We start from the raw sequence: 19,469 nt of genomic DNA, 5'->3' as shown, positions 1-19,469 counted from the left end.
CGGTCCGAGCACGCAAACGACGGTGTCCGGGCCCGCCGCACAGGGAGAGAGCGCATGAAGCCGGACCTGATCGAGACCCAGCGCCGCGGACGGAAGATCGCGCTGACCCCCGAGGAACTCGACACGCTGCTCACCGAGGAGCGTCTCTGCCGGGTCGCGACGCTGACCTCCTCGGGGGCCCCGCACCTGAGCCCCCTGTACTTCGTCTGGGACGGTACGTCCGTGTGGCTGTACTCGGTCGTGCGCAGCCAACGGTGGACGGATCTGGCCCGCGACCCGCGCACCGCGGTGGTCGTCGATGGTGGCACCGCGTTCCACGAGCTGCACGGGGTGGAGCTGCGCGGCCGGTTCGAGGCCGTCGGTCCCGCACCCCGCACCGACGCCCAGGACGCGCCGGAGCTCGCCGACCCCGAGCGGCTGTTCGCCGCCAAGTACGGCGGTCGTCCCGACGGCTCGATGTTCCATGACGGCCGGCATGCCTGGCTTCGCCTGACTCCCGAGAAGGTCGCCTCCTGGGATCACCGGAAGATCGGCCGATGACAGCACCCGCCCGGGACGCCGACGATGATCTCGTCATGACGGCCCGGCACGGCCGGACCCTGGTGATCCGGATCAACCGGGAGGCCAAACGCAACGCGCTCAACCCCGTCATCGCCGCCGGGATCGACCAGGCGATGAACGCCCTCGAGGACGATCCCGAGCTGTGGTGCGGCGTTCTCACCGGCGGGCCGAGGATGTTCTCCGCCGGCGCCGACCTGAAGACCGGCGCCGGCGAACCGACCGAACGCGGTGGTCTGGTGGGCCTCATCCACCGACAGCGGACCAAGCCGCTGATCGCCGCGGTGGAGGGATTCGCGCTCGGCGGCGGGGTCGAGCTCGTGCTGTGCTGCGACCTGGTCGTCGCCGCCCGCGATGCCCGGTTCGGCCTGCCCGAGGTCAAGCGGGGTCTCATGCCCGACTTCGGGGGCGCCTTCCGGATCACCCGGGTGCTGCCGCGCAACGTCGCGTTCGAGCTGCTGGCCACCGGGGACGACCTGTCCGCCGAGCGGGCCGAGCGCCTCGGTCTCGTCAACATCCTCACCGAGCCCGGCCGGGCCCTCGAGGGTGCACTCGCGCTGGCCGAGCGGGTGAACGCCAACGCGCCGCTCGCCGTGCGCGCCGCCCTGGGCATCGCCCGCCGCGAGATCGCCCCCGACGAGACGGAGATCTGGGCCGTCAGCGACGCCACCCATGACGGGCTGACGAAGACCGCCGACTTCCGCGAGGGCATCGACGCGTTCTTCGAACGCCGCCCACCCACCTGGCAGGCCCACTGATCCACACCCGCACCGGACCGCCCGCCCGCCGCCTGGCCGCGGACGCCACGCGACCCACGGTCGTCACGCGTGACGACCGTCAGAGGACGGGGTCGTCGACAGTCGTGTCGACGACGACCAGGAGATCGTCGCCGCCGCCGGTCGGGTCGGGGGCGCAGTCACGGCACAGCCGCCGCCCGACCACCGCACCGGGCACGTCGTTGTACCCGCAGATGATCGCGTCCCCGCAGTCCCGGCACGGGCCGATCGCCGCGCACACCCGGCAACGCTCCCGCCGCCCCGGGACTCCCGCGGGCAGCGCGGTCACCTCGGGGATCAGCAGGTCCCCGCAGTCCTGGCAGACCGGCGGGATCTCCTCGTCCCGCTCCGACCAGCCGTCGCCCGGCCACACCGGCCCCGCCAGACAGATCACACACCCGCCCCCGCCCGCCGGCGTGGGCGGGAGCGGCACCCCGCAGCGCGCACACCGCGCCGCACCGGCCAGCCCCGTACCGCTCTGGTCCTGGTTCTGGTCCATGTGCGGCCCTTCTCCGTCGTCGCGCCACCGGCCGTGCCAGCCCCCGCGGCCCGGACCCCGCTCCCCACGGTGATCGGGTGAAGTGTGCACCGGCTGCGGGTCATCCGGCTTGACGTCGGCCCCCGGCGGTGTGGCGTCGGCGGTGTGGCCGGACGAGTCCTCCTGCGTGCGGGCACCGGCCGGGCTGATGCCGGCGCCCGCACGCAGGTCAGCAGGTCAGCAGGTCAGCAGGTCAGCAGGTCAGCAGGTCAGCAGGTCAGCAGGTCAGCAGGTCAGCAGGTCAGGGTTCCACGGCGCAGGGCGTGGCTGCTGTCGTTGCTGTCGTCGGACCAGACGACCTGACGGGACCCACCGGAGCAGCTCGCCGACGGGGCGATCGCGAAGCCCTCGTTGTTGTAGTTGCTCATTCCCCCGGGACGCGCGTACACGGCGGTGCCGGCGAAGGCTCCCGACGCGTTGAGGTCGAGCACCGCCGTGCGACCCTGGCAGGTGTCGTCGCATTCCGCCCACAGGTGACCGGTACTCGGATCGAATTCCAGGTCCATGACGGCGGAGAACCCGCTGGCGAACGTGGCGACCCGGGTGTAGGTGGTGCCGGTCTGGTTGAGAGCGTAGGCGTAGACGGCGCCGTTCGCCTCCAGCCCGACGAAGTACAGACCGCTGCCGTGCCCGGCGTAGGACGCCGGGTCGTAGGTGCCGCCGGTGTGGTCGTCGTGAAATCCATGCGCGGTCAGATATGAGTCGGGAATCCACGAGATGCCCTCAAGCCCGCTGTTCGCGGCCACCGCGGGCAGGTCCGAGGTGAGGTTCCATTCGGCGGTGGCGGTCAGCGACGAGGCGGTGGAGGCGCCATCGAAGCGGAGAACCTCCGGTCGGCTCACGCTGCTGGCATCGTTGTTGCGTTCGGTGGAGACGAACAGGCCGTCCGGCGTGGTGACCACCCCTTCGGCGTCCGGGTCACCGGTGCCGCCGGGATAGTGCAGTGCCTTGCCGGCCGTCCACCCACCGGTGGTGTCCGGCGTCCAGTTCGCGCCGCTGGGCACCAGGCGGTAGAGCGTGCCCGGACCGTTCTTCACCGCCCACAGCACGCTGGCGCCGTCGAAGGACAGCCCGCTGAGGTTCGCACCGAACACGTTCGCGGCGTCGGCGACGGCGACCGAGCTGCCGCCGGGCCAGGTGGCCGGCGGGCAGGAGTTCACCGCCCCGCGGGTGGACGCCGCGGTCGTGGTGAACGACCCGGTGCCGTCCGGGCAGCGCCCGTAGGTCGTCGACGCGTGCGACGTCCAGGTGTAGGAGTCGACCGGGGTGGTGACGCCGGCCTGGTAGAGGCGCACCGAGTCGGCGCTGCCCAGACCGAACACCGGGTCGACGTCGAGGACCAGGTGCCCGCCCGCGGCCAGGGACGTGCCGGCCGCGATCGTGAACACGTGCGTGTCGTCGTTGTCCCGGACACTCCAGCCGGACACGTCCACCGCGGCGGACCCGATGTTCGTGAGCTCGACCCAGTCCCCCGGGCTGCCGCCGCTCGACTCGATCTCGTTGATCCGCACGGTCGTCGCCGCCTGCGCCGTCCCCGGTGGCACGACCAGGCCGGCCACGCTCGCCAGGCCGAGCACGAGCGCGGTCCCCGCAGCGGCGGAGCCGAACCGGCGGCGCGACCGCCACCACGACCACGCCTGCCGGGGGTGTCTGGAACCACCTGACCATCGGTGCACGGAGCGGACTCCTCTTCCACGGACCAGGCAGGAGGGAAATCCCGCTCCCTGCCGTGGCGAGCCTTTCGTGCACCGGCGACGACCTGCTGAACGCGCCGCCAACACCACGGGCAGCACGGATGACCACTCAGCGCAGCCACCCCGCGGCATTACTGCCACCGGCCCTGCCACAGCGGTCTGCCCGGCGAGGCAAAGCCCCCGGCCGGGCAGACCGCTCGCGGGCTAGGAGATCCCGAGCAGCTCGACCTCGAAGAGAAGATCGGACTTCGGCGGGATGACCGGCGGGAAGCCGGCCTCACCGTAGGCGTAGTCCCAGGTGATGGTGAGGACCGCCTTCTGGCCGAGGGACAGCTGGGGCACGCCCTCGTCCCAGCCCTGAATGACCCGGCCGACCCCGATCTCGGTCGTGAACGGCGTACCACGGTCCCGGGACGAGTCGAAGACCTTGCCACTGCGCAAGGTGCCGACGTAGTGGATCGTCACCGTGTCGCCCTTCTTCGGGAACGTCGTGCCATCCCCCGGCGACAGAGTCTCGATCGAAACACCCATGCGAAATGCCCTCTCCTACCTCGGTGGAGGGAAGCAGACCGGCCGCCGGACGACACCCGCCCACAGACCCCGGCCCGCCGCCCGGCTCCCCCGACCCTAACGGTCCCCAGACCCAGCCACGTCCCCCACAACGCGGACCCCCCAGCGGCCCCCGAGGGTTTCGGGCGCTCACCCCCAGGAGGTTTCGAGAGACCTCGCCCGAAGGGGGTCCGGGGGATCGGCACCCCGGCCAGCATCATGGCCACGCCACAGCAGATCGAAGATCGGCAAGCACGCGGAACCAGCGCGTGGGCGCGGCAGGGATCGAACCTGCGACCACTCGCTTGTAAGGCGAGCGCTCTCCCGCTGAGCTACGCGCCCGGGAGACGTCGGTGCAGCCCGCCAAGCCTACGTCAGCGACGCCAGGGCGACGCCTCAGGCGGCAACGGAGCGAGCGGCACGGCAGGGCGGGAACCGGCGGCGGCACGTACTCGCTGATGGCGGTACATGGGCCCAGAGGACCCGGCAACGCGCACCGGCTCCCGCCAACCAAGTCTAGAGGGCGGCGAGGGCCTTGAGGTACTCGGCCTGGTCACGCGCGTCGGGGATGTTGTTGACGACCTTCCAGCGCACGACACCCTCCTTGTCGATCACGAAGGTGCCACGCACGGAGATGCCCCGCTCCTCGTTGAAAACACCGTAGGAGGACGCGACGGCGCCGTGCGGCCAGAAGTCGGCCAGCAGCGGGAATTCGTAGCCCTGCTGGTCGGCCCAGACCTTGTGGGCGAACGGCGAGTCGACGGAAACGGCGAGGACCTGCACGTTGTCGTTCTGGAAGGAACCGAGGTCGTCCCGCACCGAGCACAGCTCGCCCTGGCAGACGCCGGTGAAGGTAAGCGGGTAGAACAGCAGGACAACGTTCCGCTTGCCGCGGAAGTCAGACAGGGTGACAACCTCGTTGTTCTGATCCTTCAACGAGAAGTCCGGGGCGACGGAGCCAACTTCGACGGTCACGAGCGCTTCCTCTCCACAACGATGGGGATGATCACGGTGACGCCGACGCCGATCAGGCCGACGTCCGTTCAGGACACCGCCACGACCGGGCCCGCCGTCCCCTGCTGCCAGCATGCCAGTTTCCGCCGGCCGGGAACCGATCGGTGCGGCGCGGTGTGGCCCACAACGGGTGGCGCGGATGTTTCGGGACCCGCGTCGCCGGCAAGTTTCACGCTCCTGAGACACACAGGCGGCGAGTGTCGAGGTGTCATCGGCCAGACTGGCCTAGTCTGGCCGATCGACGCGGGAGCCATCGACCAGACGTGCGGTACCTCGGAGCACGATCCGCGTACGCCACCGGCATGGACACCGATGAGGGCAGGACGACGTTGACCAACCAGAGCGCCACCCCCCACGGCTTTCCAGAGCCGCCTGGCCAACCAGATGTCCACAACCACCCCGGCCGGTCCGAGCGCACCCGTCAGCCGAGCCTTTCCCCCGATCAGCCCTATCCCGGCGAGGCCGGCCGGGCGCCGCATCCGATCGACGGGCCGGGCACGTCCACCGGGGGCTTCCCGATCTACGCGTTCCGCGAGGCGCTGTCCGGGCCGGAACCGGAGCAGGGGTACCCCGCGACCCCCGACTACGGCCTCCCGGGCCCGGACGGCCCCGCTGGCCCGGTGCGTGACCTCGGCGGCGCGGGCATGCTGGGCAAGCACCGCAATCCGCTGGCGGCCTGGCTCGGCCTGCCCCTGATCACCCTCGGCGTCTATCCGTTCGTGTGGATCTACAAGACGAACCGGGAGCTCGGCGAGTACGACCGGCGTATCCAGGTCAACCCGACCCTGTCCCTGCTGGCCTTCCTGGTCGGCTGGCTGGTGATCGTGCCGCCGTTCGTCGCCGCCTGGCGCCTCGGCACCCGCACCCGCGCCGCCCAGCACGCCGCAGGTGTGCCCGAGACGAACCCGGTGCTCGCCTTCGTGCTGTTCCTGATCGGCTTTGGGCCACTGTTCCTGCAGCTGGAGCTGAACCGCCTCTGGGCCCGCTACCCCGGGGCCGTCGAGGGCCAGCAGGTTCCGCTGTACCGCTGAACGAGGCACATCCTCGGATAACCGTTTTCGGGCAGGCGAACATGCCCATGGACGTCGTTCCAGGCCGGCGTGGCACCCTGCCCCGCCGGCCGACATCACCGAGCGAGCCGAACACCCCGGTGTGCCGGCGGCCGGCACAGGCACCCCGGGACGGCACGCCGGTGCGCTACTCAGCGGTGGCGGGCCCGCTGTGACTTCGGCGCCGCAAGCCGCTGACCGGACCACTCCTGAGCAGCACTGAGCGTGCTGGTCTGCACCAGGCCGGCGGTGGGAACCGCGTCCAGCACGTCGCTGGGAGCAACGTGACCGTCCCGTCCCGCCTTGGGGGTCAGCAGCCAGATCACACCGTCGTCGGAGAGCTGCCGCCGTGCGTCGATGAGCGCGTTCGCCAGATCACCGTCATCGTCGCGCCACCAGAGCAGCACGATGTCGACGACGTCGTCGGAATCCTCGGGGACCAGCTCGGTACCACTGGCGCTGGTCACCGCGTCCAGCAGATCCTGGGCGATGTCATCGTCCTCGTTGAGCGACTGCACCTGCGTCCCGGCGGAGACTCCCAGCCGTTCCGCCCGGCGCTGACCCTCGGCGTTCGCCGCGGTCGGACTCACCCTGCGCTACCTCCTGTTCCCTGTGTTGACGTCCCGCGGTGGGCGCGGAGACGTCCGGTTCGTACGTCGACACAGTCCGCGATGGGGTCCATCACGCGACGCGTCTCGACCTAGTCCACCGGACCTGCCGGTGGCTGCGCAAGTGCCACGCCGTCGGTTGTGGATCGGCCGGGGCATCCTCGACCTGGAACGCGTGGGGCAGGTACCCGGTCGGGAGCCGGTTCATCCCGCCGACGTGGACACTTCATCCTCGCCTCGTCCACCTCACCCCGGGAAGCCGCCTCACCCCGGGAGGAAGGACAGCCGGACCGTACGGTCGGGATTGTCCACGTTGAGATCGACCAGGGCGATGGACTGCCAGGTGCCCAGCGCCGGCCGCCCGGCCAGGACGGGGATGGTCAGCGACGGGGGAACGAGCGCAGGCAGCACGTGGGACCGGCCATGGCCCCGCGAACCGTGCGCATGGCGCCAGCGGTCGTCGGCGGGCAGCAGCTCGGCCAGGGCGGCCAGCAGGTCATCGTCACTGCCGGAGCCGAGCTCCAGGATGGCGAGACCGGCAGTCGCGTGTGGCACGAACACCGACAACAGGCCATCACCGGAACCGGCGACGAAGCGCGACACGTCCGCCGTGAGGTCCACCACACATTCTCGGCGCCCAGTGTTCACGGTCACCGTGGTGGTCTTCATTCGGGTGTCCATCACGGTGATTGTGCCGCAGAAAGTGCCGTGGACGCGGCATCGACGCGGACGACATGTCAACAACGCCACGCCCATCGTCCGATTCACTACTCAAAAGTAACCGAGGCGTGCGTGACGACGCCCCGACGACGGAGCACGATGGAACCAAGGCGTGTGCCCCGACTGGCGCCGGCCACCCCCGCACCCGGGGATCCGTCGGCCCGCACGGGTCATCCGCCGAGCCGTACCAGACCGCAGCCAGGACGCGGCGATGCATCGATCATGCGGAGTCCCGCATCCGCGTGCACGAGATGTGACACCACGAGACGTGAGACCACGAGACGTGACACATGGGCCGGCGCCCACACGAGGAGGATCTCCTCGCGTGGGTCCGACGGCCCCGGAAGCTTGAGGAGCAGGAGAAGGCGTGGCGCAGGACACGAACCGGAGTTTCTCGATCATCACCGATGGTCTGCCGAGCCAGCTGCCCGACATCGACCCCGCGGAGACCGGCGAGTGGCTGGAGTCCCTCGACGCGGTCATCGAGGAGTCCGGCCGCGGCCGGGCCCGGTTCCTCATGCTGAAACTGCTCGAGCGGGCCCGGGAGAAGGCGGTCGGGGTTCCCGGCCTGACCAGCACGGACTACATCAACACCATTCCGCCGGAACGGGAACCCTGGTTCCCCGGGGACGAACACATCGAGCGCCGTATTCGCGCCTACATCCGGTGGAACGCGGCCATCATGGTCAGCCGGGCGAACCGGCCGGAGTACAACGTCGGCGGTCACATCGCCACCTACGCGTCGAGCGCGAGTCTGTACGAAGTGGGATTCAACCACTTCTTCCGGGGCAAGGACCATCTTTCTCACTCTCCCGGCAGCGACTCCGGCGACCAGATCTTCATTCAGGGTCACGCCTCGCCGGGCATGTACGCACGGGCCTATCTGGAAGGCCGGCTCACCGAGCACCAGCTCGACGCGTTCCGCCGCGAGAGCGAGTCGGGCGGCCTGTCGTCCTATCCGCACCCGCGTCTGATGCCGGACTTCTGGGAGTTCCCCACCGTGTCGATGGGCCTCGGCCCGATCGACGCCATCTACCAGGCCCGGTTCAACCGTTACCTGCTCAACCGGCAGATCAAGGACACTTCGGGCAGCAAGGTCTGGGCGTTCCTCGGTGACGGCGAGATGGACGAGCCGGAGTCGATCGGTGCGCTCGGCGTCGCGGCCCGCGAGGAGCTCGACAACCTCATCTTCGTGGTGAACTGCAACCTGCAGCGCCTCGACGGACCGGTCCGCGGCAACGGCAAGATCATGCAGGAGCTGGAGTCGCTGTTCCGCGGCGCCGGCTGGAACGTCATCAAGGTCGTCTGGGGCCGCGACTGGGACCCGCTGCTGGCCAAGGACACCGACGGCGTTCTGGTCAACCGGATGAACACCACCCCGGACGGGCAGTTCCAGACGTACTCGACATCGTCCGGCGAGTACATCCGCGAGCACTTCTTCGGCTCGGACGCGCGGCTGCGCCGGATGGTCGGCGATCTCTCCGACGACGAGCTGCGCAAGCTCTCCCGGGGCGGGCACGACTACCGCAAGCTGTACGCGGCGTACAAGGCGGCCACCGAGCACACCGGTCAGCCCACCGTCATCCTCGCGCACACCATCAAGGGCTGGACGCTGGGCAAGGACTTCGAGGCCCGCAATGCCACCCACCAGATGAAGAAGCTGACCAAGACGGAACTCAGGGAGTTCCGGGACCGGCTCTACCTGGAAATCCCCGACTCCGCGCTGGCCGGCGACCTGCCGCCCTACTACCACCCGGGTCCGGACTCGGAGGAGATCCAGTACATGCGGGAGCGTCGGGCCGGGCTCGGCGGTTCGATGCCCAAGCGGGTCGTGCGGGCCAAACCGCTCCCCCAGCCGCCGGCGAAGATCTTCGACGAGCTGCGCCGCGGTTCCGGCAAGCAGCCGGTGGCGACGACGATGGCGTTCGTCCGGCTCCTCAAGGACCTCATGAAGACCAAGGATCTCGGGCCGCGGTTCGTCCCCGTCATCCCGGACGAGGCCCGCACCTTCGGCATGGACGCGATGTTCCCCACGGCGAAGATCTACTCGCCGCACGGGCAGCGCTACGAGGCCGTGGACCGCGAGCTGCTGCTGTCCTACCAGGAGTCCGAGTCCGGGCAGATGCTGCACGAGGGCATCAGCGAGGCCGGCAGCATGGGCTCGGTGATCGCCGCGGCCACGTCCTACGCCACCCACGCGCAGTACATGATCCCGGTCTACGTCTTCTACTCGATGTTCGGGTTCCAGCGCACCGGTGACCAGATGTGGGCACTGGGCGACCAGCTCGGCCGGGGCTTCCTGCTCGGCGCCACCGCCGGGCGCACCACGCTCAACGGCGAGGGACTGCAGCACCAGGACGGCCACTCGCTGCTGCTGGCCAGCACCAACCCGGCCTGCATCTCCTACGACCCGGCGTTCGCCTTCGAGGTGTCGCACATCGTGCGCGACGCCCTCGACCGGATGTACGGCGAGCGCGACGAGAACGTCTTCTACTACCTCACCGTCTACAACGAGCCGGTGCCCCAGCCGGCCGAGCCCGAGGGCCTCGACCCGGCCCAGCTGCTCGCCGGCCTGTACCGCTTCCGTCCGGCCACGTCGCTTCCCGGCGGTGGGCCCAACGGCCAGGACGACGGTGGCTCCGCACCGCGGGCGCAGCTGCTGGCCAGTGGCACGTCCATCCACTGGGCGCTGGCCGCGCAGGAGCTGCTCGCCGCCGACTACGGCGTCGCCGCCGACGTCTGGTCGGCGACCTCGTGGAACGAGCTGCGCCGTGAGGCCCTCGAGCGCGAGCAGGACAACCTGCTCAACCCCGAGGCCGACGGCCCCGCGCCGTACATCACCCGCATCCTCGACGGCGCCCCCGGCCCGGTCATCGCCGTCTCCGACTGGATGCGCGCGGTCCCCGACCAGATCTCCCGCTGGGTGCCGCAGCCGTTCACCTCGCTGGGCACCGACGGGTACGGCCGCTCCGACACCCGGGCGGCCCTGCGCCGTCACTTCAAGGTCGACGCCGAGTCGGTCGTCGTCGCCACCCTCGAGTCACTGGTCCGCGCTGGCGAGGTGAAGGCCAGCACGGTCGAGGACGCGATCCGCCGCTTCGCCCTGCGCGACACCGACGCGACCAGCACCACCGACTGACCGACCGCACCACCGACAGACACCGCACCACCGGTCGACCGCACCGGCACCACCGACAGACACCGCACCACCGGCACCACCGGCACCACCGGCACCACCGGCACCACCGGCTGACCGGGCAACCACCGGCCGACTCTCCCCGCACCACCTCGGGCCCGCAGCGACCGCCCTTCCGGCCGCCGTTGCGGGCCCGATCCATGTCCCCGATCCATGTCCCCGATCCACACGCCCGCCCCACGCGTCCGGCCCACGTCCACAAGGCCAAAGACCTTGCTGGTCGAGCCGCATGTGGAGGGTTGTTCAAGGATTCAGGCCCGGATTCCCCGAACAACCCTCCACATTCCCCCACGACGATCCATGTAGGCGGATCTTGCTTCGGGGCCCGTTGCGAGGCGTGGCGACGGCAAAGAACAGGCGACTGTCCGTGTAGGCGCGGGGCGGTTTGGTTGCGGAGAGTGGACGGACCGGTGGGCCAGGTGGGCGGCGACGGAACCGGCTGGCTTCTGTCGCCGCCCACCTGGCCGGCAGAGTCGAAGGTGGCGAGACGACGCCATACACACCTGACCGATATTGGATGATATTTACATTTTGCGGCGCAGTAAGGGTAGGACGCGTGAGCAGCTAGGCACGATGCGGCTACCAAAAGTGCTGAAGGTGAGCGCCCGGAACGAGGGACGCGAGGGCGTGCCGGACCAGGGCCAAGCGATCACCCCGTCCGAGTCCGACGGGCGGGCGGCCCGTGCGAGCGAGCGACCCGGCCATGCGGTCCCTCCCGCACGGACAGGACAGGTCCCGACCCGGGATGGTGCGCAGGGCGCACGGGGAAGGCAGGCACAGGACGTCCGGGAGGGGCGGCGGAGGAGCGCGGAAGACGTGCGGGAGGGGTGCGGGGGGAGCCCGTTCGGGCCGGCACGGTCGGGGGAAGGCGCGCACCCGGACGGTGCGGTCGGTGGCGCGAGGCAGATCGCGCAGATTTTTCTTTGCCAGGCGTCCGATGCGGTGCGCATCGAGCCGGCGAGAGGGCTGGGCATCCACTCGGACACGACAGGTAGTGCAGGTGGGCCGCGGTGCGGATGGTCCGACGCACGCTGGCACCGTGGTCGCACTCAGTGACGAACACCGCAGTGAAGTCTGCCGGGCGGGCGGCGCCGGCCAGCTGCACAGACCCCGTCGTCCGGCGTCGAGATACCCCCGGAGCAGCACCGCCATGCCCCACCGAATGGCACGACGAGTTCCACATCGGGTCGCCAAACATTAGTCTCACGAGGGTGACATCCGGAGATCGGAAACGCGGTGTAGCTCGCCGCGTACCGGCTGTGTGCGGCACTACCCTCATTCGCCGCCGCACGCCGCTACGGTGTCCGAGAACAACGGCGCGTGGTCTTCGCGACATCGCGGACCACGCGGAGATCCGGTCCGGCCGGCGCAGCGCCGGTCCCCGGCTCGCCGGCAGGGCGCGCAAGGATGTGGACGACGGCTGCCCGGTGCACGCCGTGACGGTCGAGGAGGACCACGCCGTGACGGTCGAGGAGGACAAGTTGAACGGGGTCCCGACAGCTACCAGGTGGGCGGCATGATCCTGCGGGCGCGTCGCATCGAGCGGCTGGAGGAGCATCCGAACCTGCGGGGCATTCTCGGCATCCTCGCCCAGCTCGTGCACACCACCGACACCGAACTGGGCGCGCTGGCCGGCGCCTGGCGCAACTCGGGCTACCTGGCCGCGGCGCGGGACAAGGCACTGTCCCCGGATTCGCCGCTGATCGTCGAGGTGCTGGCTGCCTTTGACGCCCTCAGCGCGATCTACGCCGACGATCTGGCCGGCGCGCAGTACGTGACGGTCGAGCCGTCGGTGGCGGCCACGGCGCTGCGAGCGATGCGCGATGCGGTCGCCGCCTCCTACTCCCGGCCGATCCTGGGCCGGGCCGAGTACGCGGCGCTGATGCGGCCGTGGCGCACGGTGTATCCGCGGGCCCGCTCGCACGAGCCTGATCTCGGGCCGGCCGCGGCGGACGTCAAACGGGTGCTGGCGGCCCTGCCGGTACTGGCTGGTCGCTGCCATAACCCGGACAGCCTCCAGGTGTACGACGGCCTGCTGGTCAGCGCGCTGACCCGGGACGACACGGCCCATCAGCAGGCCATGGACGCGGCCTTCGCCAGCGCCGTGGTGACCGGTCGGCGACGGGTATGGACGCTGGTACGCCGCAGCGCCGCCGAGGGGTTCTGGCGGCTGTGTCCGGACTGCCGCGGGCGGCGGCTCGGGCTCGACTCCGGTGAGGATCACCGGGTGATGGAACTGTGCGCGGACCTCGCCTGCGCCCTGCTCGTCGAGGATCTGCTCGACGCCGACCAGTTCTCCCAGCTCACCAGGCCGCTACACACCCTCGTCCCACTGCAGCACCGCGGCAGCTGACCAACCGCCGTTCGGCGGGGCCCGACGCCGTCTCGTCCGGCCCCGCCAGCCAGCGGTCCCTGGCTGTTCGGGCGGCCGATCGTCCGGGTGGACGGGAAACGGTCAGACCTCCCCGGCGCGGCGGGGGCGGTAGACGATCAGCCGGGCGGCGCTGGGGGCGATCACGATCCGGTCGACGCCCTCGGTGACCTCGCCGTCGCAGGCGAACGGCAGGGCACCGGGCTGGCGGGAGGCGATCAGGACCCGTTCGACGGTGCGCTGCTCGTAGACCCGGCTGCGGCCGAGCCGTCCGGTCAGCACGGCGCCGATCAGGCGTGCCCGGGCCAAGGGGGCGGCGGCGTCGACGACCCGAAGGTCGAGCTGGCTTTCGTCGAGCCGGCTGCGGTAGGTCGGCGCGAAACCGTCGGGATGGTAGACACCGTTCCCGACGAAGATCAGCCAGACCCGGCGCTGTTCGCCGTCGATCTCGACGTCGAAGGGTGACTCATGGCGCAGCACCCAGCTCAGCGCGATGACCATCGACGGCCACTTGCCGAGCCGGCGCTCATGGCGTTCACGCAGGGCGACCATGTCGGGATAGCCACCGAGACTCGCCGTGTTGACGAAGATGCGCGAGATCCGGTCGAACTTCGCCGAAATCCCGTCGGCGCGACCCAGATCGACCGCGACCGCCGTCCCTGCCCGGATGGCCTGCACGGTGTCACCGGCTCCGGCAAGACCGAGATCGGCGGCGAAGTGGTTGAGCGTGCCGGCCGGGAAGACGGCCAGTGGAGTGCCTCGGGCGATCGCCACCTGCGCGGCCGAGTTGATGCTGCCGTCGCCGCCGGCGATGCCGAGCACCCGGGCGGATGCCGCCGCCTTGGCCAGCACGTCGTTCATGTCGTCGGACGGACCGACCTCGATGACACGGGCCCGCGGCAGGTCGGCACGCAGCACCGCGACCAGGTCGTCGTGATGGCCCTGGCCCGAACGCGAGTTGACCACGACGGTGAGGCCCTCGCCGTCGGGCAGGGCCGGGGCCCAGGCCGACGCCGGACTCGCCCGCGCCGGCGCCCAGGGCCGGCGCGGCATCACCTTGGTCGTCAACAGGCCCGCGCCGACGCCGAGCGCCACGCCGGCCAGCACGTCTCCGGGATAGTGGACGCCGACGTAGACCCGGGAGAAGGCGACCGCAGCGGCGAGTGCGGCCACCGGCACCGCGGCGGCGGGGGCGTCCAGGGCGACTCCGGTCGCGAACGCAGCCGCCGACGCCGCATGCCCGGACGGGAACGAGAAGGTCGACAGGTCCCGGGAGAGCCGACGCAGCGGCGGGATGCCGTGGGTCGGCGGTCGGTCCCGGCGAAAGACGAACTTGGCCGGGCCGTTCGCGATCAGGCTGGCCACGCCCAGGCCGATCAGGCCCCGGGCCGCCGCCGGCCGGCGCCGCCCCTTGGTGGCGCCCAGCGCACCGGCCACGCCCCACCACAGCAGGCCATGGTCGGCCGCGTGCGACAGCCTGGGCAGCACCGGGTCGATCAGAGGCCGCCCGCCGGCGAGTGCGGCGAACAGCGACCGGTCGGCGCGCACGAACGCGGCGGCGAACGTCTGGCCGGCAGCGATGTCGCGGCGCATGAGCACCCGAGCCCGCCGCAGCGCACGCCCACCGCCCCGCCCCGACCCACCCGGCCACACCGGCCGGGTCTGGAACACCCACCCTGCCCGGGACACCGCCGTCGCCATGCGCTCGTCCACCGATCTCACCGCCACGACCGCACCGTACCCACCTGGGCCGCCATCCGATCATCGGGGACGAACATCACACGTCCGACCGGGTCAGCCGTCCAGGCGAGCCGGACGCCCGGACGCCGAGAGGCACCGGACGCCCGGGAAGGCCGGATGGCCCGGACCGGGTCAGGCGTGGATGGCGGTGTGGTTGGCCCGGCGGGGTGCCGGGGCGAACGGGACTCCGGCTGGCCGGGGCAGGGTGCGCCGCGGCTCGACCGTCCGGCCGGTCGGGAGGATCTCCCCGGTGTCGTCGAAGCGGATCACGCCGTTGCACAGCAGGCACCAGCCCTGGTCCCAGTGCTCGCTGGCGAGCCGGGCGGCATCGCGGTCGACACTGTCGGCGGCCGGGCAGGGTGGTGAATGCGGGCAGTCACACGGCGGTGGACTGGCTCCGTGCGAGATCGGGCCACCGGCTCGGACCGAGGCGGCCGTGGTACCGGCCGAGACGGCCACAGCGCTGGCCGAGGTGGCCATCGCGCCCGTGGCGATTGAGGAGGGCTCCGGGTCGTCGCCGGGCACCTGGGGTGCCTGCGACTCGTCTGAAACACGAACACCTTGCACGAGCACCAGACGTTACGCCTCCTCGTAAGAAGCGTCACACCGAGGCGCACGTGAAGGGTCTGGCGTGTCCGCCCGCTGCCCTGTCGATCCGTGTGCCGTCGACGACAGACGCCCGCGTTGACCTGACCTGACCTGCAACGACGTAGAGCGGCCCACGCCTGGCCGTTGGTGTGCGGGTCACGGCATGTCCGCATTCCGATACCGGTATCAGAACGTGCTGGGCAGATCGGTAGGTTACGGGGCTGCGGTCGCGCGCACGCTGGCACCGGCCGTCAGAATGGCCACGTCGGTTCCGCCGTGTTCCGCGGCCCGCCCAGCCATGGAGGGGGTACGCACGATGGAGGGTGCACAGGCCGATGTGCTGGCGCCCGCACGGCCGATCGAGGTGTCGGTGGTGATGCCGTGCCTCAACGAGCAGGATTCGGTCGGCGTGTGTGTACGCAAGGCCATGGCCGGTCTCGCCGCGGCAGACGCGTCCGGCGAGGTGGTCGTCGTCGACAACGGGTCGACGGACAACTCCGCCGAGGTCGCCCGCGCGGCCGGCGCCCGGGTGGTGGCCGAGTCCCGGCGCGGCTACGGCAACGCCTATCTGGCCGGGTTCGCCGCCGCCCACGGCCGGCTGATCGTGATGGGCGACTCCGACGACTCGTACGACTTCTCCGACCTGTCCGCGCTGCTCGCTCCACTGCGGGCCGGCCGGGCCGACTACGTGCTCGGCTCCCGGTTCGCCGGGCGGATCCTGCCCGGGGCGATGCCCTGGCTGCATCGCTATGTCGGCAACCCGGCGCTCACCGGCGTCCTGAACCGGCTGTTCGACGTCCGTTCGTCCGACGCCCATTCGGGGATGCGGGCGTTCAGCCGGGAGGCGTACCTGCGCATGCGGCTGCGCTGCGAGGGGATGGAGCTGGCCAGCGAGCTGGTGATCGCCGCCGGGCGGGCCGAGCTGCGCATCGAGGAGGTGCCGATCACCTACCACCCGCGGGTGGGCGACTCGAAGCTGCACTCGCTGCGCGACGGCTGGCGCCACCTGCGGTTCATGCTGCTGCTCGCGCCGCGGCACCTGTTCGTCCTGCCCGGGCTCGTCCTGCTGGCGCTCGGTCTGCTTGGCCAGGCGGTGCTGCTGCCCGGTGCGCTGGACGTCGGCTTTCACCGACTCGACCTGCACTTTTCGATCCTGTTCGCCCTGATGGCGCTGCTGGGCTGGCAGGTGGTGCTGCTCGGCGTCTGCGCGGACGTGCACAACCACACCGCCGGCTGGCCCGAACGGCGCCGCTGGCCGCTGCCGCAGATCCACCGGCGGTTCACCCTGGAACGGGGCCTGGCGCTCGGCGGGTTGCTGTTCGGCATCGGCTTCGTCGTCGACATCGTGGTCCTCGCCCGTTGGCTCGCGAACGATCTCGGCCCGCTCGACGAGATCCGACCCGCGCTGCTGGCCATGACGCTGATGGTGCTCGGCGCCCAGACCGCCTTCGGCTCGTTCTTCCTGCGCCTGCTCACCGCCGGGCCCAGCGGCGAACATCAGCGCGCCACCGCCCGCCCGGCATCACCTCCGTCCGACAGCTCCCGCGGCGGCCCCTCCGACGCCCCCCGGCCACCGGCAGGCGCACAGTCACCGGCAGGTCCCCAGTCACCGGCCGGAGCACAGTCACCAGCCGGAGCACAGTCACCGGCCGGAGCACCCGGCCTCGACGGTCGGGTCCTGGAGACAGCCCAGTCCGCGCCCGAGGCCGTCGGCTTCTGACCGCTCCCCACCGACGTCACCCCGGACGGCTCCCCCACCATGGTCACCTCGCCAGGCCGCCCGGCCCCCGGCTTCGAACCGCCCCGACCCGACCTCGAACCTGCCCCGTCGGATCCCGACCCGACCCGACCCGACCTCGAACCTGCCCCCCTTGGTCCCGCCGCGGACGCACCGGTACGGCTGGGCTCCATCGACGCAGGCAGCGGCTACGGACGTCCACGGACTGTCCGCCGGGTAGTGCGGCATCTGCCGTTCGCGGTCGTGTTCGCCGCGGGTCTGGTGCTGCGGGCCCTGACGGCCTACGCCTACCGGCCCGCCTTCGAGTTCAACGGCGACTCGTATTCCTACCTGCGCCTGTCGACGCTGCAGTCCCCCGACCCGATGCGTCCGGCAGGTTATCCCGCCTTTCTGCGGCTGATGTCGCACACCGGCGACCTGTGGTGGGTCACCGTCGTCCAGCATGGCGCCGGGCTTGCCATCGGCGTGGCGCTGTACGCACTGCTCGTCCACCGGCGGGTGGCGGCACCGATCGCCGCGCTGGCCGCCGCGCCCGTCCTGCTCGACGCGTACGAGCTCGTCCTCGAGCACTTTGTGATGGCCGAGAGCCTGTGCCTGACGCTGCTGGTCGGCGCGCTCGTCGCACTGCTGTGGTCGCCGCGCCCGGCGGTGTGGACATGCGCCCTGGCCGGGCTGCTGCTGGCCGGGGCCGGCCTGGTGCGCACGGTCGGGGTCGGGGTCGCCGTACTGGTCCTCGGCTGGCTACTGCTGCGCCGGGTCGGCTGGCTGCGCCTGGGCACCTTCGCGGCGGCCCTCGCCGTCCCGCTCGTCGGCTACGCCAGCTGGTTCCACTCCGCCCACGGCAGCTACGCGCTGACCGGCGGGGATGCCCTCTGGATGTACGGACGGGTCGCCCCGATCGCCGAATGCGACCGACTGCACCTGCCGGTCCAGGCGCTCGTGCTGTGTTCTCCGCATCCCGTCGCCGAACGCCCGGACCCGAGCTTCTACGTGTGGAGCGGCCACAGCCCGCACTGGCGCCTGCCCGGCACGCCGGACGAGCAGGAGGCGCTGATGCGCGAGTTCACCCACCAGGTGATCCGCTACCAGTTCACCGACTACGCCCGGATGGTCGCCGGCGAGGTCGTGCACTACCTCCGCCCCGGCCATCCGATCGGCCACCGCGACTGGCCCATCGACACCTGGCGCTTCCCCACCGCGAACGAACCCCGCTACCTGCACAACAACGAGCCGCTGCTGGCCTTCCACGGGCAGAGCCCGGCTCGGATCATCCGCGAACCCGTCGCCGGCCACCTGCGCAGCTACGGCCGGTACGGCTACACCCCCGGCCCGGTACTCGCCGGCCTGCTGGCGCTGGCCGCGGTCGCGATCATCCTGCCCGGACGACGACATGCCCCCCGTCTGGGGCTGCGCGGCGCCTCCGCCCGGCGCCGCTTCCGCGTCCGGACGGTGGAGCAGGCTCGCCTGCGGGCCGACATCGGCCTGCTCGCCGCCGTCGGCCTCGCCTTCCTCATCGTGCCCGCCGCCACGGTCTGCTTCGACTACCGGTACATGCTGCCGGTGCTCGTCCTGTTCCCCCCGGCCGCCGCACTGGGCACCCGCCGACTCACCCTCGTCCACCGCTCCCGTCGCGCCCCCGACGAGATCACCAGCACCGATCTGTGGGCCTCCGACCCCATCCCCGTCCGGACCAGTGCCAACGCCGGGTCCGGGTCCGAGGCCGGGTCCGGGTCCGAGGCCGGGTCCGGGTCCGGACCCGGGTCCGAGGCCAGCGCCGGGTCCGAGGCCAGCGCCGGGTCTGAGCCCAGGGCCGAAGGCCTCCAGACCAGGGGCACCGGCGTCCCCTTCCACACGCGCACCAACACCGACGGCACCGACGGCAGCACTGCTCCCGGGCCGCTCTCCGCCCCCGGCAACCTCGACGCCGATGACACAACCAGGACCACCGCCGAGACCAGCCCTGGAACCGACCCCGCCCCCGACGCCGATGCCGATGCCGATGCCGACGACCAGGGCGATGCCGATGACCAGGGCGATGCCGACGACCAGGGCGATGCCAGGGCCGGTGACTCCGCCGACAGCGCTGCCGAGCCAATCCGCCTCGGCGACCATCACGATGACCCTCGCCCAGGCCACCGTCGCCGCTGACAGTCACTCGTCCCGGGCCTGCGCGGCGGCCGACGAAGGACCATTTCCTCGAGCTCGACACCATGATCGGATCTTGCCGAGGCCTAGTGAAGGATTGGGGCCCGATCTTCTTCACTACGCCTCGGCAGGACGCCTGTCGAGCAGCAAACGATCTTCAGATGCGCGCGGGGCACGTCCGCTGG

The 19,469-nt window shown here is 71.2% G+C and carries 15 protein-coding genes and 1 tRNA gene; 7 read left to right on the top strand and 9 right to left on the bottom strand.

Annotated features, from left to right (window positions below; genetic code table 11):
• The first annotated feature begins 69 nt into the window (after positions 1-69).
• Both ND747_RS03315 and ND747_RS03310 read left to right on the top strand, forming a co-directional pair.
• Positions 70-540 (top strand): pyridoxamine 5'-phosphate oxidase family protein, encoded by a 471-nt coding sequence (locus ND747_RS03315; RefSeq protein ID WP_251731705.1) that lies wholly within the window; start codon positions 70-72, stop codon positions 538-540.
• Entirely contained in the window at positions 537-1,316 is a 780-nt protein-coding gene (locus ND747_RS03310) for an enoyl-CoA hydratase-related protein (RefSeq protein ID WP_251731662.1), read from the top strand. The genes ND747_RS03315 and ND747_RS03310 overlap by 4 nt, the downstream gene beginning before the upstream one ends.
• Positions 1,317-1,395: 79 nt before the next feature.
• Here ND747_RS03310 and ND747_RS03305 read toward each other — a convergent pair whose 3' ends face one another.
• The 5 genes from ND747_RS03305 to ND747_RS03285 form a co-directional block, all read right to left on the bottom strand.
• Entirely contained in the window at positions 1,396-1,833 is a 438-nt protein-coding gene (locus ND747_RS03305) for a hypothetical protein (RefSeq protein ID WP_251731660.1), read from the bottom strand.
• A 272-nt stretch (positions 1,834-2,105) separates the two neighbouring features.
• Positions 2,106-3,440, bottom strand: a complete 1,335-nt coding sequence (locus ND747_RS03300) for a lamin tail domain-containing protein (protein WP_285899913.1) — start codon at positions 3,438-3,440, stop codon at positions 2,106-2,108.
• Positions 3,441-3,770: 330 nt separating this feature from the next.
• Entirely contained in the window at positions 3,771-4,097 is a 327-nt protein-coding gene (locus tag ND747_RS03295; RefSeq protein WP_251731656.1) for an FKBP-type peptidyl-prolyl cis-trans isomerase, read from the bottom strand.
• 288 nt (positions 4,098-4,385) lie between these two features.
• Positions 4,386-4,457: transfer RNA gene (locus tag ND747_RS03290), tRNA-Val, on the bottom strand.
• 174 nt (positions 4,458-4,631) lie between these two features.
• Entirely contained in the window at positions 4,632-5,090 is a 459-nt protein-coding gene (locus ND747_RS03285; RefSeq protein WP_251731655.1) for a peroxiredoxin, read from the bottom strand.
• Positions 5,091-5,431: 341 nt separating this feature from the next.
• Between ND747_RS03285 and ND747_RS03280 the strand changes: the two genes are divergently transcribed.
• Positions 5,432-6,160, top strand: coding sequence for a DUF4234 domain-containing protein (locus ND747_RS03280; protein ID WP_251731703.1), 729 nt, complete (start codon positions 5,432-5,434; stop codon positions 6,158-6,160).
• Between the two features lie 170 nt (positions 6,161-6,330).
• Here ND747_RS03280 and ND747_RS03275 read toward each other — a convergent pair whose 3' ends face one another.
• Both ND747_RS03275 and ND747_RS03270 read right to left on the bottom strand, forming a co-directional pair.
• The gene (locus ND747_RS03275) at positions 6,331-6,768 is read right to left on the bottom strand and encodes a DUF3052 domain-containing protein (RefSeq protein ID WP_251731653.1); all 438 of its coding nucleotides are present in this window, start codon (positions 6,766-6,768) and stop codon (positions 6,331-6,333) included.
• Between the two features lie 282 nt (positions 6,769-7,050).
• Positions 7,051-7,455 (bottom strand): secondary thiamine-phosphate synthase enzyme YjbQ, encoded by a 405-nt coding sequence (locus ND747_RS03270; RefSeq protein ID WP_251731651.1) that lies wholly within the window; start codon positions 7,453-7,455, stop codon positions 7,051-7,053.
• Positions 7,456-7,873: 418 nt separating this feature from the next.
• Here ND747_RS03270 and aceE point away from each other — a divergent pair, with 418 nt between their 5' ends.
• On the top strand, positions 7,874-10,645 hold the full coding sequence (gene aceE, locus ND747_RS03265; RefSeq protein ID WP_308204547.1) for a pyruvate dehydrogenase (acetyl-transferring), homodimeric type: 2,772 nt from the start codon (positions 7,874-7,876) through the stop codon (positions 10,643-10,645).
• Positions 10,646-12,218: 1,573 nt separating this feature from the next.
• Positions 12,219-13,055 carry a hypothetical protein gene (locus tag ND747_RS03260; protein WP_251731650.1) on the top strand — a complete coding sequence of 279 codons (837 nt, stop codon included), beginning with the start codon at positions 12,219-12,221 and terminating at the stop codon, positions 13,053-13,055.
• 102 nt (positions 13,056-13,157) lie between these two features.
• On the opposite strand, the gene ND747_RS03255 is transcribed toward ND747_RS03260, so the two are convergent.
• Positions 13,158-14,666 (bottom strand): bifunctional phosphatase PAP2/diacylglycerol kinase family protein, encoded by a 1,509-nt coding sequence (locus ND747_RS03255; RefSeq protein ID WP_251731699.1) that lies wholly within the window; start codon positions 14,664-14,666, stop codon positions 13,158-13,160.
• Between the two features lie 279 nt (positions 14,667-14,945).
• Complete coding sequence (locus ND747_RS03250; RefSeq protein WP_251731648.1) at positions 14,946-15,338, bottom strand: DUF5999 family protein; 393 nt, start codon at positions 15,336-15,338, stop codon at positions 14,946-14,948.
• Positions 15,339-15,717: 379 nt separating this feature from the next.
• Between ND747_RS03250 and ND747_RS03245 the strand changes: the two genes are divergently transcribed.
• A complete protein-coding gene (locus tag ND747_RS03245) occupies positions 15,718-17,121 on the top strand; it encodes a glycosyltransferase family 2 protein (protein ID WP_251731646.1) in 1,404 nt (467 codons plus the stop codon).
• Positions 17,122-17,160: 39 nt separating this feature from the next.
• On the top strand, positions 17,161-19,287 hold the full coding sequence (locus tag ND747_RS03240) for a hypothetical protein (RefSeq protein WP_251731645.1): 2,127 nt from the start codon (positions 17,161-17,163) through the stop codon (positions 19,285-19,287).
• Positions 19,288-19,469: the final 182 nt, after the last annotated feature.

The organism is Frankia sp. R82 (assembly GCF_023716925.1).
Taxonomy (GTDB): domain Bacteria; phylum Actinomycetota; class Actinomycetes; order Frankiales; family Frankiaceae; genus Frankia.
Note: the sequence above shows the minus strand (reverse complement) of the source record. Positions and strands in the feature narration are given on the sequence as shown.